Source organism: Flavobacterium sp., from assembly GCF_047602195.1.
Classification (GTDB): Bacteria; Bacteroidota; Bacteroidia; order Flavobacteriales; family Flavobacteriaceae; genus Flavobacterium.
This window is the reverse complement of record NZ_JASGHW010000004.1, coordinates 900562-922321: the sequence shown is the minus strand read 5'-3', so window position 1 is coordinate 922321 and position 21760 is coordinate 900562. Positions and strand designations below refer to the sequence as shown.

Genomic DNA, 21760 nt, shown 5'->3' with positions numbered 1-21760 from the left:
CGCCTTTTTCTTTTTGATCGCAGGACTGCTGGGATGCCAATCCAAATCAGACCAAGCGCCCATGGCAACCAAAGAATCGGTTGTTCCCGAGAATTACATCTTCTTTCTGCACAATAAATTCCTCGAAACGCACGAGCTCGATCAGGCCGATCCGCAATTCGGGAAGGTGGAATACCTCAAAATCATCGGCGGTTTTAAAAAAGACGGATTCATCGTGCTATCTGAGAAACGAAAACCCCAAACCGATGTCAAATCTTACGCAAAGAAAGTCGTTTCCCAAATCGACAGTTTATTTGAACTGGGCGTAAACCCGAAGCACATTACGGTAATCGGCACTTCAAAAGGCGGTTATATTGCCCAATACGTTTCGACCTATTTGGCCCATCCCAATGTCAATTATGTACTCATCGGTGCGTTCCAGGACAACGACATCACCGAAATCCCCGACATTCAATTGTGTGGAAACATCCTCAATATCTATGAAAAGACTGATTCCTATGGCGTTTCGATGAAGAAAAAAATAGCCCGCGCGCCATTAAAAGTGAAACATTTCGAAGAAATTGAACTTCACACCGGTTTGAGGCATGGTTTTCTCTATCGCGCGATGGACCAATGGATGGTACCGTGCAAAAGATGGGCGCGGCAAGATTACGCTTTGGCAAAATAAAAAAAGCCCTTCTCTCGAAAAGCCTTTTCTGTGCGGATAATAGCCCCGAAGCGTCGGGGGAACCTACACGCCTTTTATAATATAAATAAAAAAGCCCCTTCTTTCCAAGAGGCTTTTCTGTGCGGATAATAGCCCCGAAGCGTCGGGGGAACCTACATGCCTTTTATAATATAAAATAAAAAAGCCCCTTCTTTCCAAGAGGCTTTTCTGTGCGGATAATAGCCCCGAAGTGTCGGGGGAACCTACACGCCTTTTATAATATAAATAAAAAAGCCCCTTCTTTCCAAGAGGCTTTTCTGTGCGGATAATAGCCCCGAAGCGTCGGGGGAACCTACACGCCTTTTATAATATAAATAAAAAAGCCCCTTCTTTCCAAGAGGCTTTTCTGTGCGGATAATAGGACTCGAACCTACACGCCTTGCGGCACCAGATCCTAAGTCTGGCATGTCTACCAATTTCACCATATCCGCGTGAGTGGCTGCAAATATAAGTATAACTTCCAACTTTCAAAGCAAATAATTCAAATTTTGTTTGGGCGGTTTTTTGTACATTTGGTTTTCAGATTAAAATTCAAAAACCACAATGGACAACATTAAATCATACGTTCAGCAGCACAAAGACCGGTTCATCGGCGAGTTGGTTGAACTTTTAAAAATTCCTTCCGTAAGTGCCGACCCAGCCTATTCCCAAGACGTTATCGATACCGCGAATGCCGTCAAAGCCAGCCTTGAAAAAGCGGGCTGCGAGCTCGTCGAAATTTGCGACACGCCGGGCTACCCGATCGTTTACGGCGAGAAAATCATCGATCCAAATTTACCCACGGTTTTGGTGTACGGACATTACGACGTGCAACCGCCAGACCCGATGGATTTGTGGGATTCCCCACCATTCGAACCCGTAATCAAGAAAACCGATATCCATCCCGAAGGGGCCATTTTCGCACGCGGCGCCTGCGACGACAAAGGCCAGATGTACATGCACGTCAAGGCATTGGAATACATGGTGCAATCGAACACTTTGCCTTGCAACGTCAAGTTCATGATCGAGGGCGAGGAAGAAGTCGGCTCGAAAAGTTTGGGCTGGTTCGTAGAGCGCAACCACGACAAGCTCAAAAATGATGTGATCTTGATCTCCGATACGGGCATGATCTCGAACCAGCAACCATCGATTACGACCGGATTGCGCGGCTTGAGTTATGTGGAAGTGGAAGTTACCGGCCCGAACCGCGACCTGCATTCCGGATTGTACGGCGGTGCAGTGGCCAACCCGATCAACATCCTCGCGAAAATGATCGCCTCGATGCACGACGAAAACAACCACATCACGATTCCCGGATTCTACGACAAGGTACAGGAACTCTCTGCCGAAGAAAGAGCCGAAATGGCCAAGGCGCCGTTCGACCTCGACAAATACAAAAAGGCACTCGACCTTAATGACATCTACGGTGAAAAAGGCTATTTGACCAACGAAAGAAATTCGATTCGCCCTACGTTAGACGTTAACGGCATTTGGGGCGGCTATACCGGTGAAGGCGCGAAAACCGTCATCGCCTCCAAAGCCTACGCGAAGATTTCGATGCGTCTGGTTCCGAACCAGGACTGGGAAGAAATCACCGAACTGTTTACCAAACATTTTGAAAATATTGCACCGAGCGGTGTCACGGTCAAAGTCAAGCCACACCATGGCGGACAGGGTTATGTGACGCCAACAGACAGCATCGGTTACCAAGCCGCAGCCAAAGCCTACCAGGATAGTTTTGGCGTCAAGCCGATTCCGGTGCGTTCGGGCGGTTCGATCCCGATTGTGGCCTTGTTCGAGAAAGAACTCAAGAGCAAAACCATCATGATGGGATTCGGGCTAGACAGCGACGCGATCCATTCGCCGAACGAGCATTTCGGGATTTTCAATTATTTGAAAGGCATCGAGACGATTCCGTTGTTTTACAAATATTTTGTGGAACTGAACAAATAAGTACCTCGATTTTTCGCCACGAATGTTCGAATTTAAAATTAATTATTCGCGCATTCGTGGCTTTTATATTTTGCGTTAGGGATGGCAGCGGTATCCTTTTGCAGACATAGCGTAGCGAAGGCGGCAAAAGATAAAGCGTACAGCCCGGCCGCAACAAACAAAAGCCTCATTTTAGACAGAAAGTTTCTGTTGCGGCAACGCCCTACTTGTTCTTTTCCTCAATCCACTTGCCCATATACTTGGTGCTCGCCAGACTGTGGTGGTGCAACATTGCCCCGATGAAATTGCTTTGCCGGTGCTCCGACAGATTGTCTTGCAACCCCAAAATGCGGGCAATAAATGGCTCAGCGAACTTTTCTTTCGCATAACGTTCCTTCACGATTGTTATCCCGTATTGCTGTGATTGTTTCCACAGGTTTTGATCTTGATACAGTTCGACCGCGGCATTTGCGATTTCAGTTACTCCGTCGGCAATCACCCCATTCCATGGTAAATTTCCCGCCATCGATTCTGCTCCAATTGTAGTGGTGATGCTTGGGGTGCCGCATTGCATTGCCTCGAGCAACTTGCCTTTCGCTCCTGCCCCAAAACGGATCGGGGCCAAGACGATTTTGGCATTCCTGACCACTTCGGCTGCATTTTCTGCGCGGCCCATGATGTGGAAATTTTCGGAAGGTTTGTGCAGTTGCAGTACTTTTTGCGACGGATAAGCCCCGAAAATTCTAAGCGAAACATTCGGTAATAATTCGCGAATTCGTGGCCAAATCTCGGCTTTTAAATATTGCACCGTATGCCAATTGGGTTCGTGCAAAAAATTACCGATGAAAATAAAATCTTTCCGGGCTTCGAATTGGGGCCAATCGGCTGGATCAGCAGCTTCGACCAAAAAAGGCAAATAATACAACAACGACGCGTCGACCTTGAAGAAATTTTGGAGCAATTCGATTTCGGTTTCAGAAATCATCAATGACAAATCGCAGCGGAAAATACTCGCGATTTCCCTTTTGGCTACATCCGAAAACAGATCTGCATTCGAAAAGTCGCGGTTTTCCTTGGCGGCCATTTGTCTTGCCTGACGTAAACTGTGCAAGTCTTCGGTATCCAAAATCCGTATGGCATCCGGGCAATTTTGGGCCACGCGCCAGCCGAATTGCTCCTCGGTCATGAAGCGGTCGAACAGCACCATCGTTGGATTGCGTTCTTTTACGAAGGAATCAAAAGAAGCATCGTTGAGTAGAATCGACACTTTTTCGACACCGATGGAAGTTACGTCAAACGCAAATTCACTGTCGGCCGCGGCAGAGGCAAATGTCACTTTCCAACCTTGGCCAAGAAACAATTCGATGAGTTGCAGCATGCGGCTTCCGGCCGCCGATGAATTGGGTTCGGGCCAGACAAAGCCAATGATGAGTACGTTTTGCATGTTGCAAATTAACGAAAAGTTTATTGGGATACAGATACCTAGCCCTGATTGCAGCGAAAATCCTTTTTAAGGATTTTCGGGAGCTTGCGACGGAAATCCTTAAAAAGATTGTAGCGAAAAGCAGGTTCCCGGCTCCTAGAAAACAACTTACTGAATCTAAAACATTTAACACCAGATTGCAACATCCGAAACTTTTTGGCGTTACTTTTGTAAAGTCGACGCCCGATGATTTTCAGGCAGAAGCTCATCAATCACTTTAATCACAAAATCACATGCTCAAACAATTCTTCATCCTGTGTTCCGGGGCCGATAAAAACCTGCTCGAAGGTTGCTCCGAAGGCGAACAGACCAAGTTCGCAGGTATTGGCGCCACCGTTTTCTTTACGGCCGTCATGGCATTCATCGCAAGCGCTTACGCTTTGTTTACGGTTTTCGACAGCATTTATCCGGCCATCGCCTTTGGTTTTGTTTGGGGTTTGCTCATTTTCAATCTTGACCGATTCATCGTTTCGACCATCCGCAAACGCGACAGTTTTTCGGCCGAGTTTTTACAGGCCACGCCACGGATTGCCTTGGCGATCATCATTGCGATCGTGATTTCCAAACCGCTAGAGATCAAGATTTTTGAAAAGGAAATCGATACGGTACTACTTAAGGAGAAAAATGCGATGGCGCTCGCCAACAAAAAACAGGTGTCCTCTTATTTCCAAACCGATCTCGACAAGAACAAGGCCGAAACCGACAGCCTCAAATCGGAAATCGCGAAAAAAGAGAAGGAAGTCAACACGCTTTACGAAACCTACATCGCCGAAGCCGAAGGCACCAAAGGCACGATGAAACTCGGCAAAGGGCCCGTATTCAAGGAGAAAATCGCCAAGCACGATTTGGCCAAATCCGAATTGGATGCACTGCGTAAAACCAACCTGGCCAAAATCGCCGAAAATGAAAAGAAAGGCAAAATGCTTCAGGCCGATCTCGATAAAAAAGTCACCGACACCCAACCCATTATTGATGGTTTCGATGGGCTCATGGCGCGCATCAACGCACTCAACAAACTGCCATGGCTGCCGTCTTTTTTCATCATGCTGTTGTTCCTTGCGATTGAAACTTCGCCGATCATCGCCAAATTGCTGTCCCCGAAAGGCGAATACGATTTCAAGCTCGAGGACATTGAAACGGCCTTAAAAGCGACGATCACACAAGACAAATACCAACGCGACCTGCTTGTCAAAACCAGCGCCCAGATGCACGACCGCGTCTACGCAGACATCGCCGAAGACAAGGAACTCTACAACCTGCAACGCAGTAAGGCCAAGGAATTGCTCGAGTTGCAAGCCAATGGTTTTGTCGAGAAGCAAAAACGGACCTTGTAAAAAGACCATAGAAATTGAATCCGGATCTCGAAAGTCCGGATTTATTTTTTTAATTTTAGGTGACCAAACCACCATTCGATTATGCTGACCCGAAACTTCCTCCGTCTGGCCCTGGCCCTTTTCTTTTGTTTCCAACTCCGCGCACAGGATACGCTTGTCGCTGTCGATACGCTCCAGATGACGCGTTGGGAAATGCTCAAATACGATGGCGTAAGTGTTTGGGGCGGCCTCAAACATGCGTATTCGGCTCCATTTCATTGGAAAAAAGGCAATTGGATCGCTTTTGGTGGCGTCGTGGCCGGTACCGGACTGTTGTGGTTGGCCGATGAAGAAGGCAGCGAATATTTCATGAGACACAGCAACGACATCCCCGAAACCGTGAAAGATGCCGGTTTTTATTTCGGCAAACCGCTGTACAATTATGGGATTACGGGCGGCATCTATGTGGTTGGGATTTTAACCAAAAATCCAAAAATCAGGAAAACGGGCGTATTGCTCATTTCCTCGGCGACGGCCGGCGGATTGATCCAAAGCGTACTCAAAAATGCGACGGGTCGCGCCAGACCGGGTGCGGGCTTGGGCTCGGCTACCTTCGAGCCTTTTTCGAAGGAAGAACGATACCATTCGTTTCCATCGGGCCATACGATTTTGGCCTTTACGACCGCTTATGCGATTTCCAAACAATTTGACAGTTATTGGGTCAAATCGGGTATCTGGGCGCTCGGCATGGTCACGCCGGTTTCGCGTTTGTGGGCCGGTGCGCATTGGCTGTCGGATGTGGGCGTCGGATTGGCCCTCAGTGTGGCCACGGTCGAAAGCATTGACAAATACCTGAACCGCCAACGCAATTACGATCCGGTGATGTCCAAAAAGAAAATCTCGTGGAACATGCAGTTCACTTCCAAAACGATCGGGATCGTGGGCACCTTCTAAATAAAAAATCCAGCGCTTAGGCTGGATCTGTTTTTTCTATTTTCACTTACATGTAGTTCAGGATTTCCTTTTTGAGCGAATCGTATTCGCCTTGCAGGATGAGTCCGTTGTCAAGTAGTTTCTTGTAGTTCTGCAATTTCTCGAACAATTCCTCGCTCGACAATTCGGCCAGGGACTTTTCTTTTTCTGTGGTCACCGCCGGCGACGGATCGGGATGTTGTTTTTCATCGCGGTAGCCCGAAACCGGGATGATTTCGGCGAAGTTGGTCACTTCTTCGGCTTCGATTTCTTCAACCGCCGGTTCTTCCATAAAAGCTATTGGCGTAGGCTGGACCGTTTCTTCTGCAACGGTTCCCGTTTTGATTGTGGCAGCAGCGCCGTTTTTCAAAACCTCCAATTGTTCCTTGGCAAACGTATAAATCTTGCGCGCCTGGATTTTGGGAATGTAATCAATCGATACCTGGATGTCGGTTTGGGTCGAGAATGAAAATTCCGATCCCAAAATATTTTCTTTTACAAAAGTCCCGGCGATGTCTTCCCAAGCGTAATCGGTGAAGTCCATCGACAAGCCAAGGTTTTTGGGCTTGCACATAATAATGCGCTTGTTCGTCAAAACGATGCTGTCTGGAAATACCGTAATCGCCGGCTTTTTCTGTACGCCGATGTAGCCGATTTCCTCGCCTTTCATGAGCAGGTCGTTGAGCTTGGCCGTGATTTTCTCGATCGCTTTCGGGTCCTGTTCTTCGTTGAGGAATTTCTTGAATTGTTCTTTCATTTCCATACTGTCCGATTTTGGTTTAACATTCGGGATAGCTACAAAAGTAAGGCTATTTCTCTAATGCGCCGAGTTCTGCCTGTGCTTTTTTGGTTAAACTTTTCACAACCAAGTTGTAAGAGTCGTCGATCCAACCGCAGATGGTTTTGTCCGATGCGTCGCCGTTGAAAGCGACCGTATTCCAATGCACCTTGCTCATGTGGTAGCCGGGTTGGACCGCATCGTAATCGGCGCGCAATTGCTCGGCTTTTTCGGGATCGCATTTTAAATTGACCGACGGCGACCCGCTTTCCCATTCTTTCATCGAAGACAAGGCAAACATTTTGCCGCCGACTTTGAACACGAGCGTATCCTCATCGAACGGAAAGTGTTCGGTGACGCCTTTTTTGGAAAGGCAATAGTCGAAGTATTGTTGGATGTTCATTTTTTTAATTTATTTGTTTTTTGGGCGTTGCCTGCGGCCCGGGCTTTCCGCTTTTATCTTTTTGTTTGCAACAAAAAGGATAACCGCTGCAATCCCTAACGCACACGTATTCGTTTTCACAGACGTCCGCGTTAGGGATTGAAGCGAAAAGCCCACAGCGAGGAACGAGCGAGGACTTGCAGCGGAAAGCCCGGCCGCAGGCAACGCCCAAATTATCAATTATTTAATCACTTTTTCCATCATTTTCTCGGGATGCGCGAGCGGCGTAAACCCGAATTTCTCGTATAAAAACTGTGCATCGGTCGTGGCCAATCGCCAGATCTTGACCTGCTGCAATGCCGGTTCTTCCATCATGGCTTTGATGAGCAACGACGAATAGCCTTTGCCGCGCTGGCTGGGTGTGACGAACACATCCATGAGGTAGGCAAAAACTACATAATCGGTGACCACACGCGCAAAACCGACCTGCTGGCCATCAACATAAATCCCGAAACAGAACGAAGCGTCGATCGTGGTTTGCACTTCCTCGATCGTGCGGCCGGCCGCCCAGTAAATGTCCTTTAAAAAATCCTGGATGAACGGGACGTCCAATCGCGATTTGTCGGTGGAAACTTCAATCATAAATGTCTTTTTAGAGCCTAGAATCAAGAACCAGGAACCAAGACAGCGAAAAGTCTTGGTTCTTGACCCTGGAAGCGCAGCGGTCTATTGTCTTGAATCGATTGTATACAATACGGGTTTGCTCGGTGTGGCGTCGTTCTCGAAGGACGCGATTTGCAGGTTCAGCATGTAAGCGCCGTCGGGAACCGCATCGGGCACGAAAATCATTTCGGTGATCGTGGCGTCGTGGCGTGCATCGGGGTTGAGTTGGTTCACATCGGTGACGTTCCAGAACGCTTTGTGTGCGAGCAGTTTTCCCTCGTCGCGTTCCTTGTCGACGCTCGGCAGATCGACGAGTAAATGCCGGATCCCGATCTTGCGCATGTAACGCGCCGCTTCCTCGTCGAGGTACGGCGGATTGGTATTCGAATACTTGCGGTGCCGTTTTTCGGTTTCGTTCGGCAGCGTACGCAAGACAAGCGCTTCTGGCGATTTGCCTTCGAGCGCGGCCATGATCTGTATTTTCGTAATTACTTGGTCTTCGTCGTGTTTGTAAGGCCGCAACGTGATGAGTTCGGCCGTAAAGAAGAATGTCTTGAGTGCCTGGTTGATGCTGTAAAAATCGCGTGTAATGTGGCCCAGGCATTCGGTGTGTGTACCGTGTCCGTGCGGGTTGAACTGGATGTTGTTGAAATTGGTCGACGAGCTGCCTTCGGAAACCTTGCCGACCCAGTCGCCGAAACGCACGGGTTCAATGACAGGTTTGTCGATGTACCACGCAATCGGGTTGTCGTCGGTATGGGTCAGCGGAATGGAAATGTCGATCGGTTGCGACAAATCGATGGTATACGTTTGGTGGTTCTGTGTGATTGTTGCTTTCAAAAGAGCGGTTTTGGATGACCAAATTACGCAAATTTCCGATAGTCCTTCTTAAAAAAATCTTATCTTTATTCCTCTAAAATGATGCGTTATGAAAAAATTGATTTTCATTTTGATGCTGGGTTGCGGCGGTTTCGCAAGTGCACAGGACCACCTTTTTTCGCCCGCCAACCGATTCCGCGGCTCCGATTTTCCGGTGACTTTTTCGTTGGGGTTTAAAAGCTATGAATCGCTCGGAAGTTCTTTGTCGGTGTACAGCCCGACTTCGATGCGCACCGAACAATACGTGCCTTACGGAAATGGTTATTCAAAAGTCAACGCTGCACCATTGCCCATGACGCTCAACGGCATCACGACTGATTCGTTCAACCCCAATGGCACGACCGATATGAAATCGGCTTTGGGCATGGGCCTGATCCGTACGATTTTCAAGTTGTAGTTTCAGACGAAAAACAAATCCGAGGCAAGCCCGTCGGCGAGGAATTTTCCTTTGGGCGTGGTGCGTAAAACCCCATTTTCAATCGAAAGCAATCCGTCGGCGACAAACCGTTGGCTTTGCTCAAGCAGATAAGCCAAATATTCTTCCCCGAATTCCTTTTCGAGGCGCTGCAATGAAATTCCCCAAATGGTGCGCAATCCGGTCATGACGGTTTCGTTGTAGCGGTCGGCCACGGTTAGGATTTCGGTTTCGTTCGGCAACTTGTTTTCGGCCAAAGATTTAAGGTACATCGAATTGTTGGCCATGTTCCAACTCCGTGAAACCCCGTCATAACTGTGCGCAGACGGCCCAATCCCGAGGTATTTCTTCCCGAGCCAATAGGCCGAATTGTTGCGCGAGAAAAAACCTTCCTTCCCGAAATTCGACAGTTCATAATGCACAAATCCGTTGGTTTGCAACGTATCGACAAGAATCTGGAAATGCGATTGCGCGACCTCGTCTTTGGGCGCAGCAATTTTTCCGGTCTGGATTAGTTTTTTCAAGGCCGTTTTGGGTTCGACCGTGAGCGCATAACTTGAAATATGTGGGATGTTGTAGGACAATGCCGTTTCGATGTTTTGCCTCCAACGTTCATCGCTCATGCCCGGGATGCCGTAAATCAAATCGATCGAGATGTTGTCGAAATGCCGCGTCGCTTCGGCCAGTGATTGTTGCGCTTCAATTGAATGGTGTGCCCGGTTCATCATGTTCAAATCGTCATCGAAAAACGATTGGATACCGATGCTCAGACGGTTGATTGGTGTATTGGTCAATTCGAGTATTTGACTGGAAGAAAGGTCGTCCGGGTTTGCTTCAAGCGTGATTTCGGGATTTTCGGATACGCTGAAAGTTCGGTAGACGCTTTCGATCAGGAAATTGATTTCACCCACCGACAAAATACTTGGCGTGCCACCGCCGAAGTAGATGGTTTCTATGGTTTCACCGCCCAATTCGTTTTGGCGCAATTGCATTTCATGGGCCAAAGCCGAAACCATCGCTTCCTTGTGCTTCATCGAAGTCGAGAAATGGAAATCGCAATAATGGCAAGCTTGTTTGCAAAAAGGAATATGAATGTAAATCCCAGCCAATTAAGTTTTGCTTGTTATTCGAAATAAACCCAGACAAATTTGAAATTCCCATCGGTTACTTGGATAACATCTGATGGATCATTGGGATTGACAGCGGTAAATTGATACGTGCCGCCGAAAATGCTTTCGACCTTAAGGTTGATGTTGAGCGTTCCCGTACAAACATAATCCGTATACGTCAGAGTGGAAGGATTGAATTTGGAAAGTGTCACCTTATTGGTTGCATCTGTACTGTTAAAGTTATAGGTACCTACCGGAGAGTTGTTTGGTTGGTAATGAATGGCAATTTTATACCCATCGTCGCTGTATCCGTTTCGGGTGACATTGCCGTAAGCAGGACCCGTACCCCTGGTGCTGTTGTAGTTTGTCTGCAGCCATTCGGCCCCATTGATTTTGGCAGAATTCCCAAGGCCAGTAATGGACGGGATGAGATCTTCGTAAGCCATGTCAATAGTGCCATTTACAAATTTGGATTCCGCGGTTATGTCGCCATTGCGGTACACATATCCCGAAAAATAGCCCTTGAACCGTTTTGTCACGTCATTATGTGAAACGATATGGAATTCAAAATAATTGGAACTGAAGTTTGCAAAAGAACTATATGTTTTCTGAAAACTAGGCTGTCCATCCAAGATTCTCATCGTATAATAACCAAAACGTCCCGATTCATGGACGGTGATTTGCCCATAGCCGAACTGAAAGATAAAAAAGCCCTCTGACTTGTATGCTCTTGACCAGGTAGAGAGTGCCTCTCCGTTGATATTCACATTCATTACGGAAGGCTCCGGCGTCACTTCGGCTGCCGGGACATCAATGACAATCACTTCATTTTCATCATCCGACGAACAGGAGAGCAACATGACAAGTGGAAGAATCCAAAATAAAACCCTTGCTTTTTTCATAACGAATGGATTTAAAACTTTTGATAGGACCTGAAAGTTCCATCGGTCACCTGAATGACATCGGATGGATTATTCGGATTGACGGCCGTAAAATTAAATGTTCCTATGTAAGAATAACTTGCCGCCCCGTGGAATTCGCGATAACTGTGCGCGATCGTACCAGTCACATTATAATAATCATAGGTTAGGGTAGCCGTATTGAATTTTGAAAAACGCACATAGTTCCCCGAGCTTTCATTAATAGCATAACTTCCCGGAGTAGTCGTAACGGCAAAATGGGTTTCTATCCTGTAGGCATCCGTCGAAGTGAAAATACTATTTTGTGGTTCGGTCCAAGCCTTCCAGTCAACAGTGTTGAATTTGGCATTGCAGTATTGCGGAACCCCATTGAGCGAAAATTCAGAATTACCTTCGCTTTGACTGTAAACCATCTCCAAGTCCCCGCTGATCGATGTCTTGGCGGAATCGAAAGAAATCGGCAGGGAGCCATTTTGCATATACAAATCCCCTTTCGAAAGTGAGTTTTATTTTCTTGTTGACCTCATCAACCGATACAATTGAAATGTTGAAATAATTGGATGGGAAATTTTTATAATTCCTGTAATAATAAATGCGTGTTACCTGATCTGCAAGGCGTACTGATTTCTGTGTAGCCGAAACCAATTTGCCGTTCAGATCGAAACGCAAAGAAATCTCAGTAGACTCTGGAGAATCCCCAATACCACATTTGGCAAAAATAGCATACGAGTCCGAATTTCTGCTAATAGAGCCAAACCTCATATCGTTCATGTTCAGGTTGTTCAAATCAACCTGGGTGCCATTTACGGTCAAATGAAAGTGCTCGTCGGGTTGTACCGGGGGAAGCGTATTGAAAATGATTGTCGGCTCATTGTCATCGGATGAACAACCGCTAAACAGCAAAGCCAAGGCCATGACAGTAAATATCTTTCTCATCAGCAACAATTTTTAGTAAATATACAATTATTTCTTAACGCGTTCTTCATTTTGCCTAACAAATGCGTCCCAACCCGAATAGCTTTTGCCTGCAGTGATTTTTCCCGAATTGAAGAAATGGCAGACCGCCGCGGCCAAACCATCAGTACTGTCGAGGTTTTTGGGCAATTCCTTGAGGCCGAGCAGTTGCTGGAGCATCTTGGCGACCTGTTCCTTGCTCGCGTTTCCGTTGCCGGTGATGGCCATCTTGATTTTCTTGGGTTCGTATTCGGTAATCGGGATTTGTCTGGACAATCCGGCCGCCATCGCCACCCCTTGGGCACGTCCGAGTTTGAGCATCGATTGGACGTTCTTGCCGAAAAACGGTGCCTCGATCGCAATCTCGTCGGGATGGTGCGTCTCGATGAGTTCGATCGTACGTTCGAAAATAACCTTGAGTTTGGTGTAATGGTCGTCGTATTTGGACAAGATCAGTTCGTTGAGCTGGATGAATTCCATCTTCTTGCTGACGACTTTGATCAGCCCAAAACCCATGATGGTCGTTCCGGGATCGATGCCGAGTATGATGCGTTCTGTTGCCATTTTATTTTACCGCGTTACCGCTTTTCTACCGCAAAGATGCGCAAAGATTTTCGCAAAGTTTAAAAAGTCTTTGCATTCCTTTGCGTTTCTTTGCGGTAAAATCGAATCATGATTGCGATTCCAGACAAAGCTAAACAATTCCTCGTTTCGGCGGCCAAACTTTTGATCGTGGGCGGCGCTTTTTATTTCATCTACGACCAGCTTGCGCACAACGACAAACTCGAATGGGACAAGTTTGTCGCACTTTTCAAGAAAAATTGGAGCCTTGGTGGAATTTTGTTCCTTCTATTGCTCAGTTTCATCAACCGATTTTTGGAGATTTTGAAGTGGCAGAACCTCGTCGGGAGTTTCAAAAAGATTTCGGTGGGCGAAGCCTCGAAACAGGTTTTGGCTGCCTTGACCGCCTCGATTTTTACGCCGAACGGCATCGGTGAATATGCCGGAAAAGCATTGTATTTCGACAAAACCGAAACCAAGAAAATCTTGTTCCTGAACCTGATCAACAACGGCATCCAGATGATTTTGAGTGTCATTTTCGGGGTTTTCGGGTTGTTGTATTTCAATGCCCGTTTTGGCATCATCACGACACGGACGGTAGGGATTATTTTTGGTGTTTTTTGCGTTTTGATTGCGGCTTCGTTCTTCTTCAAGTCGTTTGCGATCAAAGGGTATTCGCTCGAGAAAATCGTCCACAAAATCAACGCGTTGCCCAAAGCCATTCACCGTAAAAACATCCTTTTGGGGATTTCGCGTTACCTTGTGTTCTCGCACCAGTATTATTTTTTGTTCCTCGCCTTCGATGTCGATTTGCCCTATTGGATGCTACTGTCGGTCATCGCGAGCGTCTATTTCCTGGCGTCTTCGCTGCCGACCTTCCAGTTTTTCGACTTCGCGGTCAAAGGTTCGGTCGCGGTTTATTTCTTCTCCTTGTTGGGTGTAAACGAATGGATTGTTATATTTATCAGCACATTGATGTGGCTGCTCAATGTCGTGTTGCCGGTGGTCATCGGCAGTTATTATGTGATGCAATTTAAAACCCGACGCGCATGATCGTTTTTTTTCTCGTTGTTATTTTGGTGTATGCCGTTACGATGGCGCAATTGATTTACGGATTCGGGAAAATCAAGACCTACGTGCCCAAAACCAAAAATCCGCAAACCTATTTCTCGATTGTCGTTCCTTTTAGAAACGAAGCGCAGAATTTACCCGATCTGCTCGACAGTTTCAAAAAATTGGATTACCCGATTGATTTGTTCGAACTGATTCTCGTCGATGATTTCTCCGAAGACAACTCCCAACGCATCGTCTACAATTGGCGCATGGAAAACGGCGCATTCGAATTTACGCTGCTCGAAAACATCAAGATAACAGGCTCACCCAAAAAAGATGCGATTGCGCGCGCGATCCACATCGTCAAGCAGCAATGGGTCGTGACCACCGATGCCGATTGTACTTTCCCGGCCCACTGGCTGCGCACGCTCGACAGTTACATCCAGGAAAACCAAGCTGAAATGCTGATCGGTTCGGTCCAATATACCGACGGCAATTCCTTGATCCGCAACTTCCAGCAACTCGACCTCACCAGTTTACAGGGCGCGACGATGGGCAGTTTCGGGCTCGGGCTCGGATTCATGTGCAACGGCGCGAATTTCGCCTACACCAAGAGTCTGTTCCACGAACTCGGCGGTTTTGCCGGCAACAGCGACAAGGCCACGGGCGACGATGTATTCCTGGTACAAAAAGCCGCGGCCAAACATCCCGAAAAAGTACACTACCTCAAATCGGAAGGCAATATCGTCGTGACCAAACCGCTCAAGAACTGGGGCGCCGTATTCCAGCAACACTCGCGTTGGGCGTCAAAGGCAGGTGCGTACCAAAGCGTGTTTGGGAAAGATTTGGCAGTGATTGTCTTCTTGGGTAATTTGTGTGCTTTGGCAGCGCTCGTTTTTGCGGTTTTGAAACAAATTTCCTGGATTGATTTTGCGATTGTGTTCGGGATCAAATTCTTGATTGATACGATTTTGTTGTACAAAACCAATCAATTCCTGAACAGGAAATGGATGAAGTGGTTGCTGGTAAGCAGCTTGATTTATCCATTTTTTAGTGTTTTGGTGGCGGCGTATGCGGTCTGTTTTGGGTATCGCTGGAAAGGACGTAAGTTTAAATCTTGATCTTTCAACTTTTGCCTCGCCGCAAAAGTTGCAAAAAGGCGTAGCGGCACACCATTTTCGCTAAAAATCAAATTCGTTTGCTAAGCCAGCCAAACTCGGCTGTGCCTCAAACAAAGCCTGGCTTTTAACGCGCACTCATTTGATTTTTTAACGCTCATCTGACGAATGCCGCGCCAAGCAGGAAAGTTCTATTTTATTTTTGGCTTGCCCGCTGCACCAAAAATCCTACTAAGAAACCTTATCGTCCAATTGACGACTGACGCCACCGAAACATCCAAAGCGGAAAATAAACTTTCAATTTAAATAAGAAGTTCTTCGTGAGGTTGCGCGCTTTGATTGCGCAGGCGGGCACCTGCCGTTTGCAGATGGCGTTAAAGCAAATGTTGTTTGAGGCGCAGCCGAGTTTATTTGCTTTAGCCATCAAAAACTGGCAGGTCGCCGAGTAATCGCGCGACACGCCTTTTTGTTTCTTTTGCGGCGAGGCAAAAGAAAGCCTGCGGCAGCATAGCCCCGATAGAGCCGGTATCCTTTTGTGGAGTTTACGGAACAAAAGATAAAGGCGATAGCGGGACCCGAGCTCCAAATAAAAAATATTTGGAGTGAACTGGCGAAGCAAAAAGCTCCTAATGAAAAAATTACCTTCGCTTATTTTTCTTCACCACGTCTAGCGCGACCGGTAAAATAAACTGCGTCTTGACCGGAATGCCGCGCTTGAGTGCCGGATTGATTTCAGGAAAATCGACCAGCCGTGCCTTGATGATGCTGTCGATGGCGGCGTAGTTGTAGGACAGCGAATCGTTGTGCTGCATCTCGAAGGTCATCGTCGCATTGGGCAGAACCGTCACCTTGACGTCGATGGTGTCGAGTTGCGGGTAAACGACCGCGGGCGTATCGACGCTGAGTTTGATTTGGATGAGTTCGGTCAGGTATTGGAAAAAGCATTGTTTTTTTTGTTCCTTGTCGGAGACCGAATCGCACGAAGCCACCGATGGGAATTCATCGACCTGGCTCCAATTGATCGACTGCAGTTCTTTCTCTAGCAGTTCCTTTTCGTCGGGAACCTGTTTGTTGATGTATTGGCAGGCGCCAAAAAACAGCGGAAAAAGTAGCAGTATCGGGATTATTTTTCTCATATTCGTGTCAGGAACAAATGCTGTTTGAGCGGCCTAAAAATACAATTTTAATTTTCAAAAATACTAAAAAATGGATATTGCTTTGTTGCTCATTGGTTTTACCTGCATGATTGTGGGGATTTTTGGCAGTTTCCTGCCCGTGATTCCAGGACCTGGATTGAGTTGGCTCGGGATTTTGTTGTTGTATTTGACCCATGCCGTCCCGATGAATTATTGGATTTTGGGCCTCACGCTGGCCGTTACCGTAGTGGTTTCGGTACTCGATTATTTGATTCCGGCCAAGGGCACGAAAAAATTCGGCGGCAGCAAATATGGGATTTGGGGTACGAACATCGGGCTCATTGTCGGCATTTTTGCACCGATTCCGTTCGGGTTTATCGTCGGGCCTTTTGTGGGTGCTTTCGTGGGCGAACTCATTTACGATTCCAAAGACCACGGTCGTGCGCTCAAGGCGGCGACGGGTTCGTTCATCGGGTTCCTGGCCTCGAGCTTTATGAAATTTGTGATTTGCATGATTTTCCTCGGATTGTTTATCGGCGTGGCGTGGCAGCACCGCGCTTTTTTCTGATCCCGGCCAAACTTTAAGATTTCCTTTACACTAAATCGGGCGTTTTTGTTGTTTGATAGAACCAACCTTAAAACCGGCCGTTATGGGAAAGTCCTTTTTCGACACTTTTTTCTTCCGATTGATTTTGTGCCTTTTGTTCATCCTGATGGTGAGTTATTCGATCAAGGCACAACCACACGAGCACGACGAAGCGTTCCTTTGCAGCTATTACGGCGAATCGATCAACCCGAAAATCACGCTCGCGCCTGCCGAGGCCGGAGCCGAAAAAGTCATCGAAAAAATCCTGGCCGTCGTGGGCCTGCGTCCCAATTTTGAAGTGCGCGCGGCCAATGTCCCGAACGCCGCAGCGGTCATCCTGAAAAACAAGCGCTACATTCTGTACAATCCGAAATTCATTGCGAAAATCAATTATGCCGCCGACAACGATTGGGCAGGCATCAGCATCATCGCGCATGAAATCGGGCACCACCTCAACGGCCATACGTTGCAGTCCGGTGGCAGCCGTCCCAATCTCGAACTCGAAGCCGATGAATTTTCAGGTTTCGTGCTCAACAAGCTCGGCGCCAACAAAGCCGATGCGCAGGCGGCGATGAATGTGGCCGCTTCGCAGAAATCGTCGCATACGCATCCGGCGCGCAAAGACCGTTTGATGGCCATTTCGGATGGTTGGAACAATGCCAGCGGCCAAACCCAGCCGGTTGCCGTCCATAAAACCGCACCCATTTCAAAACCCGCGATGGTGCAAATTCCTGCTCCGGCTTCGCGAAACGACACGGCGCTCGATGAAAGCCATATCGCTTTCGATGTGTTTTTTGACGGCGATGAGAGCGGACAATATTTCATTACGACCCAAGGCAATTTGGTGACCGTCGAAGACGATTCGGTGTATACGATCGGAAGGCTTTCGGAGTCGAACCGACGGGGTTATAAGTTGATGCTGTCGGACAAGCACTACAATTATTTGTACATCGCGCAGAAAGGCGAAATCGTGAACCGCAATGGCCAAAGCGTGGGCTATATCGACACGCATGATTGAAAACATTACCTCTCTTTGACATCAGCCGCAGGTTCCGGATAGGGATTTTGCGGCTTATTTGTTTTTCATCTGCTCGATTTGGTTTCAATCCAAGGATTTTTCCAAGCCCAAGTTGCAGATTATCAGTCGAATTGAACTTGATTGGAATCTTTTTTATAACTTGTAGGCAATAACTTATAAATCCAAACACACTATGAAATTGAAACTGACCCTTGCGGCAGCACTACTCAGTACTGCCCTTTTCGCACAACAACATTATTATGACAATGGAAAAAAAATACCCCTTACCGTCGATCGAAAATTATTGAACATCTGTGTTGATCAGGATTTCGATGTCCAATCGCTTGAGGGCTTGGCTTTTTTAAAGACCACGGTCAATGCAGACCGCAGTGAGTTCCATCAAGATTGGATTGCGGTACAGTTGGCCAAAGAACCCACGCTGCAAGATTATTCGGCACTCGTAGCGCGGCTTCGTAAAATTGCAGGCGTACGTGCGGTAAGTCCTTATTTTTATGACAGCCCGACAATTTCAATCGGAACTTCCAACCTGTTTCACGTCAAGCTCAAAAATGCCGGAGACAGTGCATTATTGGAAAAAGTGGCGCAAAAGCACCATGCATCGGTGCTGGCGCAAAACAAATACATGCCGGAATGGTTTACTTTGCAGGTTGACAAAAAAGCCGATTCGAATGCCGTGGAAATGACCAACGCTTTTTATGAAACCGGGCTTTTTGCTGCGGTCGATCCGGGTTTCATGTTCGATTTCAACACCGCAAAAAATGATCCCGTAGCAGCACCCGGCAACCCAGGCCCGCAAGATCCTCCTTGTACAAATGACCCTGAATATGGCAACCAATGGGGGCTCCGCAATGCCACCAACCTCAGCATAGACATCAATGCGTGCCAAGCCTGGACCGTTTCGGTGGGCACAGGAATCAAGGTGGCCGTAATCGATACGGGAATCAAAACCAATCATGCCGATATTGATGCCAATATCGTGTCGACGCAAAACTTTTCGGGCAACCCGACTGTACCAATCTCCTTACACGGAACCCATGTGGCGGGCATTGTCGGTGCCGAAAAAGGAAACAGTCTTCGGATTGCCGGTGTTGCACCCAATGCCGGTTTAATGAACATCATCAGACCTGACGACCTTACCGCATCCCCTTCGTTGCAATTGGCCAATTGCATTAACTGGGCCTGGCAGAACGGTGCCGATGTCATCAACAATTCATGGGGTGCCTCGGGCAGTTCCCTGAGCAGCCCCCAACTAAACGATGCGCTTGCCGCCGCGTTGGCCTCGGGTAGGGCTGGCAAAGGATGTGTAGTGGTCTTTGCTGCAGGCAACCATGGATCGATTGACTATCCGGGGAATTCCAATGCGAAATTTTTGGTTGTTGGGGCCATTGACAAGAGTGCCAACAGAATGGTTATTGATGCCCCCAACTCTGACGACCTTGGGAACAATCGATCGAATTTGGCGGTTTTCATGAGTTCTGCCATTGGACCGCAACTCGATGTAGTAGGGCCTGGAAGGGCGGTTTTATCACTGGGTATTTCAACCGATAGCAACAACCCCAATAACACCACGACCATGTCTGGCACATCGATGGCCGCACCGCATGTTGCCGGTGTTGCGGCATTGGTATTGGCAGCCAATCCGTGTCTTACCTACCAACAGGTCAATTACGTTATCGAATACACGGCCCAGAAAGTGGGCAATTTTAACTATTTGCCTACCAGCGGCAGACCTTATGGCATTTGGAATAATGAAGCTGGATACGGTTTAGTTGATGCCTATGCCGCAATTTTGCTCGGTCAACAATTAACCTGCGGCTTCATGTACAGACAAGGAGACGAAACGGGTATGGACAGCAAAGAAAACACCAAAGCAGACCGAATTAAAGTTTACCCGAACCCGGTACAATCCATTGTCAACTTTGAAGGCGACGATTTGTCGAAGTACAGCATCAGCATTTACGATCAGAACGGCAATCCGGTCATGGCCAAAGATACGCTGGAAGATTCCATCAATATGGGACAACAGGAAAAAGGCATGTACATTTACATCATCAGCGGAGCCAACGATTACAGGCAAGTCGGAAAGCTTTTAAAAGAATAACCAAGAGTTCGAAACAAATTTAAAACAACCTTCGGGTTGTTTTTTTGTTTCAAGTGAATCATAGCCGCAGCACAGAATACCTATAAAGCAAAAAAGCTATCCACAAAAGTGGAAAGCTTTTCATTGGTCTAACTACTAAACCTGAGGCTTTCGCCTCGAAACAACACAACTATTTTGAATGCTTTTCTTCTTTAAAGTCAGAAACGCATCTGAGGTACTTTTCTTTTTGGAAAGATAATCAATTTAAATGAGACTACCCCCCTTTTTTAGGCAAAAAAAGCACTCTGTTTCCAAAGTGCTTTTCGCTTTTACATTTTTTGCGGTCTGGACGGGACTCGAACCCGCGACCTCCGCCGTGACAGGGCGGCATTCTAACCAACTGAACTACCAAACCTCGCTGTAATGCGGATGCAAATATAGGACAGATTTTTAGATTCGCAAGCGTTTCCGAAAAAAAAATTTTACTTTTTTTAAGGACTTCAGCCAAAGGATTGCTTCTCAACCAAGTAAGTCGTCAAGATTTTTTCGAAATTCGCGCCCACACTGACCGGGACATATTTGATTTTGTTCTGCGCACAGGTCTGCGCGAGCTTTTTGAAGTAGTCCTGTACCTGTTTTTCGTAGGCCGACTTGACGTTATCGGCAAAAATATTGACTTCTTCGCCCGATTCCATGTCGATGAATTTGCGCGGCGCATTGTCAAAATCAAAACTGATTTCGGTTTTTTCATCGATCACATGGAACAACACGACCTTGTGTTTGTCGTGCTTGAGATGCTGCAGCGCGCTGAACAATTTGGCGTCTGCGGCCGCATCGGCGTTCTGGAACATGTCGGTAAACAGGATGATCATCGAACGGCGGTGCATTTTTTCGGCGATTTGGTGCAGGAACGTCACCGTGTCGGTATTCTTGGCCGTTTTCGGACTTTCGAGCAAGGCTTCCAGCTTATTGAGCAGCATGCGGTGGTGGCGGTCGCTGCCCTTTTCGGGTGCATAATACTCGTAATTGTCCGAGTAAACGCTGAGCCCAACCGCATCGCGCTGTTTCTTCAAAAGATTCATCAATACCGCCGAGGCCAGCACCGAAAACCCAATCTTGCTGTAAAAAAAAGGTTCTCCGTTTTCGAGTTTCGGGTAATGCATCGAAGACGAATTGTCGATAATCAAATGGCAACGCAAATTGGTTTCCTCCTCGAAACGCTTGGTGTACAAACGATCGGTCTTGGCAAACAATTTCCAGTCGATGTGTTTGGTGCTCTCGCCCGAATTGTAGGTCTTGTGCTCGGCAAATTCAGCCGAAAATCCGTGAAACGGACTCTTGTGCATGCCCGAAATAAACCCTTCGACGACCTGGTTGGCGAGCAGTTCCAGATGCTGGAAACTCGAAATCTTTTCTATTTGCGATTCAATCTTCATCTGGTAAATGTATTGAAAGATTGAAAGATTAAAAAATTAAAAGATTGCCAAATAAAAAAACAGCCCGAAGACTGTTTAGTTGAGGTCGATTGCTCAACCTCGTTCAATTTGCTTATGATTTATTGTTGGGCGTTGCCGCGGCTTGACAAAAATGCAATCAATCAACATTCGAATAGCCGCGGCCAGGCTTTCCGCTTTATCTTTGGCTCATACTTCGCCAAAGGATGCCGCTGCAATCCTTAACGCAACCCAACTATTTTAAAATT

22 protein-coding genes and 2 tRNA genes are annotated in these 21760 nt (G+C 47.3%); 10 read left to right on the top strand and 14 right to left on the bottom strand.

All coding sequences use genetic code 11. The features are described from left to right. Positions 1–61 precede the first annotated feature (61 nt). Positions 62–667 carry an alpha/beta hydrolase gene (locus tag QM717_RS10225; RefSeq protein WP_415037376.1) on the top strand — a complete coding sequence of 202 codons (606 nt, stop codon included), beginning with the start codon at positions 62–64 and terminating at the stop codon, positions 665–667. Positions 668–1055: 388 nt separating this feature from the next. Here QM717_RS10225 and QM717_RS10220 read toward each other — a convergent pair. After that, positions 1056–1137: transfer RNA gene (locus tag QM717_RS10220), tRNA-Leu, on the bottom strand. 112 nt (positions 1138–1249) lie between these two features. On the opposite strand from QM717_RS10220, the gene QM717_RS10215 reads away from it, so the two are divergent. After that, positions 1250–2638, top strand: coding sequence for a dipeptidase (locus QM717_RS10215; RefSeq protein ID WP_415037375.1), 1389 nt, complete (start codon positions 1250–1252; stop codon positions 2636–2638). A 202-nt stretch (positions 2639–2840) separates the two neighbouring features. On the opposite strand, the gene QM717_RS10210 is transcribed toward QM717_RS10215, so the two are convergent. Continuing rightward, positions 2841–4061, bottom strand: a complete 1221-nt coding sequence (locus QM717_RS10210; protein ID WP_415037374.1) for a glycosyltransferase — start codon at positions 4059–4061, stop codon at positions 2841–2843. Between the two features lie 272 nt (positions 4062–4333). Between QM717_RS10210 and QM717_RS10205 the strand changes: the two genes are divergently transcribed. Both QM717_RS10205 and QM717_RS10200 read left to right on the top strand, forming a co-directional pair. Beyond that, entirely contained in the window at positions 4334–5434 is a 1101-nt protein-coding gene (locus QM717_RS10205; RefSeq protein WP_415037373.1) for a DUF4407 domain-containing protein, read from the top strand. An 81-nt stretch (positions 5435–5515) separates the two neighbouring features. Continuing rightward, entirely contained in the window at positions 5516–6367 is an 852-nt protein-coding gene (locus QM717_RS10200) for a phosphatase PAP2 family protein (protein ID WP_415037372.1), read from the top strand. A gap of 46 nt (positions 6368–6413) precedes the next feature. Here the strand turns inward: QM717_RS10200 and QM717_RS10195 are convergent, their stop codons facing one another. The 4 genes from QM717_RS10195 to QM717_RS10180 all read right to left on the bottom strand — a co-directional run bounded on the left by QM717_RS10195 (position 6414) and on the right by QM717_RS10180 (position 9048). Further along, on the bottom strand, positions 6414–7142 hold the full coding sequence (locus QM717_RS10195) for a PH domain-containing protein (RefSeq protein ID WP_415040107.1): 729 nt from the start codon (positions 7140–7142) through the stop codon (positions 6414–6416). A 52-nt stretch (positions 7143–7194) separates the two neighbouring features. After that, positions 7195–7566, bottom strand: a complete 372-nt coding sequence (locus QM717_RS10190; RefSeq protein WP_415037371.1) for an MmcQ/YjbR family DNA-binding protein — start codon at positions 7564–7566, stop codon at positions 7195–7197. A 219-nt stretch (positions 7567–7785) separates the two neighbouring features. Beyond that, positions 7786–8187, bottom strand: a complete 402-nt coding sequence (locus tag QM717_RS10185) for a GNAT family N-acetyltransferase (protein ID WP_415037370.1) — start codon at positions 8185–8187, stop codon at positions 7786–7788. Positions 8188–8271: 84 nt separating this feature from the next. Next, complete coding sequence (locus tag QM717_RS10180) at positions 8272–9048, bottom strand: cyclase family protein (protein WP_415037369.1); 777 nt, start codon at positions 9046–9048, stop codon at positions 8272–8274. Positions 9049–9136: 88 nt separating this feature from the next. Between QM717_RS10180 and QM717_RS10175 the strand changes: the two genes are divergently transcribed. Beyond that, positions 9137–9484, top strand: coding sequence for a hypothetical protein (locus QM717_RS10175; protein WP_415037368.1), 348 nt, complete (start codon positions 9137–9139; stop codon positions 9482–9484). Between the two features lie 2 nt (positions 9485–9486). Here the strand turns inward: QM717_RS10175 and hemW are convergent, their stop codons facing one another. From hemW to ruvC, 5 genes are read right to left on the bottom strand one after another with little or no spacing between them, the layout of a single operon-like run. After that, on the bottom strand, positions 9487–10611 hold the full coding sequence (gene hemW / locus QM717_RS10170; RefSeq protein WP_415037367.1) for a radical SAM family heme chaperone HemW: 1125 nt from the start codon (positions 10609–10611) through the stop codon (positions 9487–9489). 14 nt (positions 10612–10625) lie between these two features. Further along, positions 10626–11513, bottom strand: a complete 888-nt coding sequence (locus QM717_RS10165; protein ID WP_415037366.1) for a hypothetical protein — start codon at positions 11511–11513, stop codon at positions 10626–10628. An 11-nt stretch (positions 11514–11524) separates the two neighbouring features. Next, positions 11525–11950 carry a hypothetical protein gene (locus QM717_RS10160; RefSeq protein ID WP_415037365.1) on the bottom strand — a complete coding sequence of 142 codons (426 nt, stop codon included), beginning with the start codon at positions 11948–11950 and terminating at the stop codon, positions 11525–11527. Continuing rightward, positions 11919–12467 (bottom strand): hypothetical protein, encoded by a 549-nt coding sequence (locus tag QM717_RS10155; protein WP_415037364.1) that lies wholly within the window; start codon positions 12465–12467, stop codon positions 11919–11921. The genes QM717_RS10160 and QM717_RS10155 overlap by 32 nt, the downstream gene beginning before the upstream one ends. A gap of 27 nt (positions 12468–12494) precedes the next feature. Next, on the bottom strand, positions 12495–13049 hold the full coding sequence (gene ruvC / locus QM717_RS10150; protein WP_415037363.1) for a crossover junction endodeoxyribonuclease RuvC: 555 nt from the start codon (positions 13047–13049) through the stop codon (positions 12495–12497). A 108-nt stretch (positions 13050–13157) separates the two neighbouring features. On the opposite strand from ruvC, the gene QM717_RS10145 reads away from it, so the two are divergent. Both QM717_RS10145 and QM717_RS10140 read left to right on the top strand, forming a co-directional pair. Continuing rightward, positions 13158–14099 carry a hypothetical protein gene (locus QM717_RS10145; protein ID WP_415037362.1) on the top strand — a complete coding sequence of 314 codons (942 nt, stop codon included), beginning with the start codon at positions 13158–13160 and terminating at the stop codon, positions 14097–14099. Continuing rightward, entirely contained in the window at positions 14096–15220 is a 1125-nt protein-coding gene (locus QM717_RS10140) for a glycosyltransferase (protein WP_415037361.1), read from the top strand. Before QM717_RS10145 ends, QM717_RS10140 begins: the two co-directional genes overlap by 4 nt. A gap of 635 nt (positions 15221–15855) precedes the next feature. On the opposite strand, the gene QM717_RS10135 is transcribed toward QM717_RS10140, so the two are convergent. Beyond that, positions 15856–16353: a hypothetical protein gene (locus QM717_RS10135; RefSeq protein WP_415037360.1), complete on the bottom strand. Its 498-nt coding sequence runs from the start codon at positions 16351–16353 to the stop codon at positions 15856–15858. A gap of 70 nt (positions 16354–16423) precedes the next feature. Between QM717_RS10135 and QM717_RS10130 the strand changes: the two genes are divergently transcribed. The 3 genes from QM717_RS10130 to QM717_RS10120 all read left to right on the top strand — a co-directional run bounded on the left by QM717_RS10130 (position 16424) and on the right by QM717_RS10120 (position 20079). After that, positions 16424–16921, top strand: coding sequence for a DUF456 domain-containing protein (locus QM717_RS10130; RefSeq protein WP_415037359.1), 498 nt, complete (start codon positions 16424–16426; stop codon positions 16919–16921). A gap of 82 nt (positions 16922–17003) precedes the next feature. Continuing rightward, positions 17004–17957, top strand: a complete 954-nt coding sequence (locus QM717_RS10125) for a hypothetical protein (protein WP_415037358.1) — start codon at positions 17004–17006, stop codon at positions 17955–17957. 193 nt (positions 17958–18150) lie between these two features. Then, positions 18151–20079: a S8 family serine peptidase gene (locus QM717_RS10120; protein ID WP_415037357.1), complete on the top strand. Its 1929-nt coding sequence runs from the start codon at positions 18151–18153 to the stop codon at positions 20077–20079. A gap of 320 nt (positions 20080–20399) precedes the next feature. Here QM717_RS10120 and QM717_RS10115 read toward each other — a convergent pair. After that, positions 20400–20473: transfer RNA gene (locus QM717_RS10115), tRNA-Asp, on the bottom strand. 85 nt (positions 20474–20558) lie between these two features. After that, on the bottom strand, positions 20559–21494 hold the full coding sequence (locus QM717_RS10110; RefSeq protein ID WP_415037356.1) for a DUF58 domain-containing protein: 936 nt from the start codon (positions 21492–21494) through the stop codon (positions 20559–20561). Positions 21495–21760 lie beyond the last annotated feature (266 nt).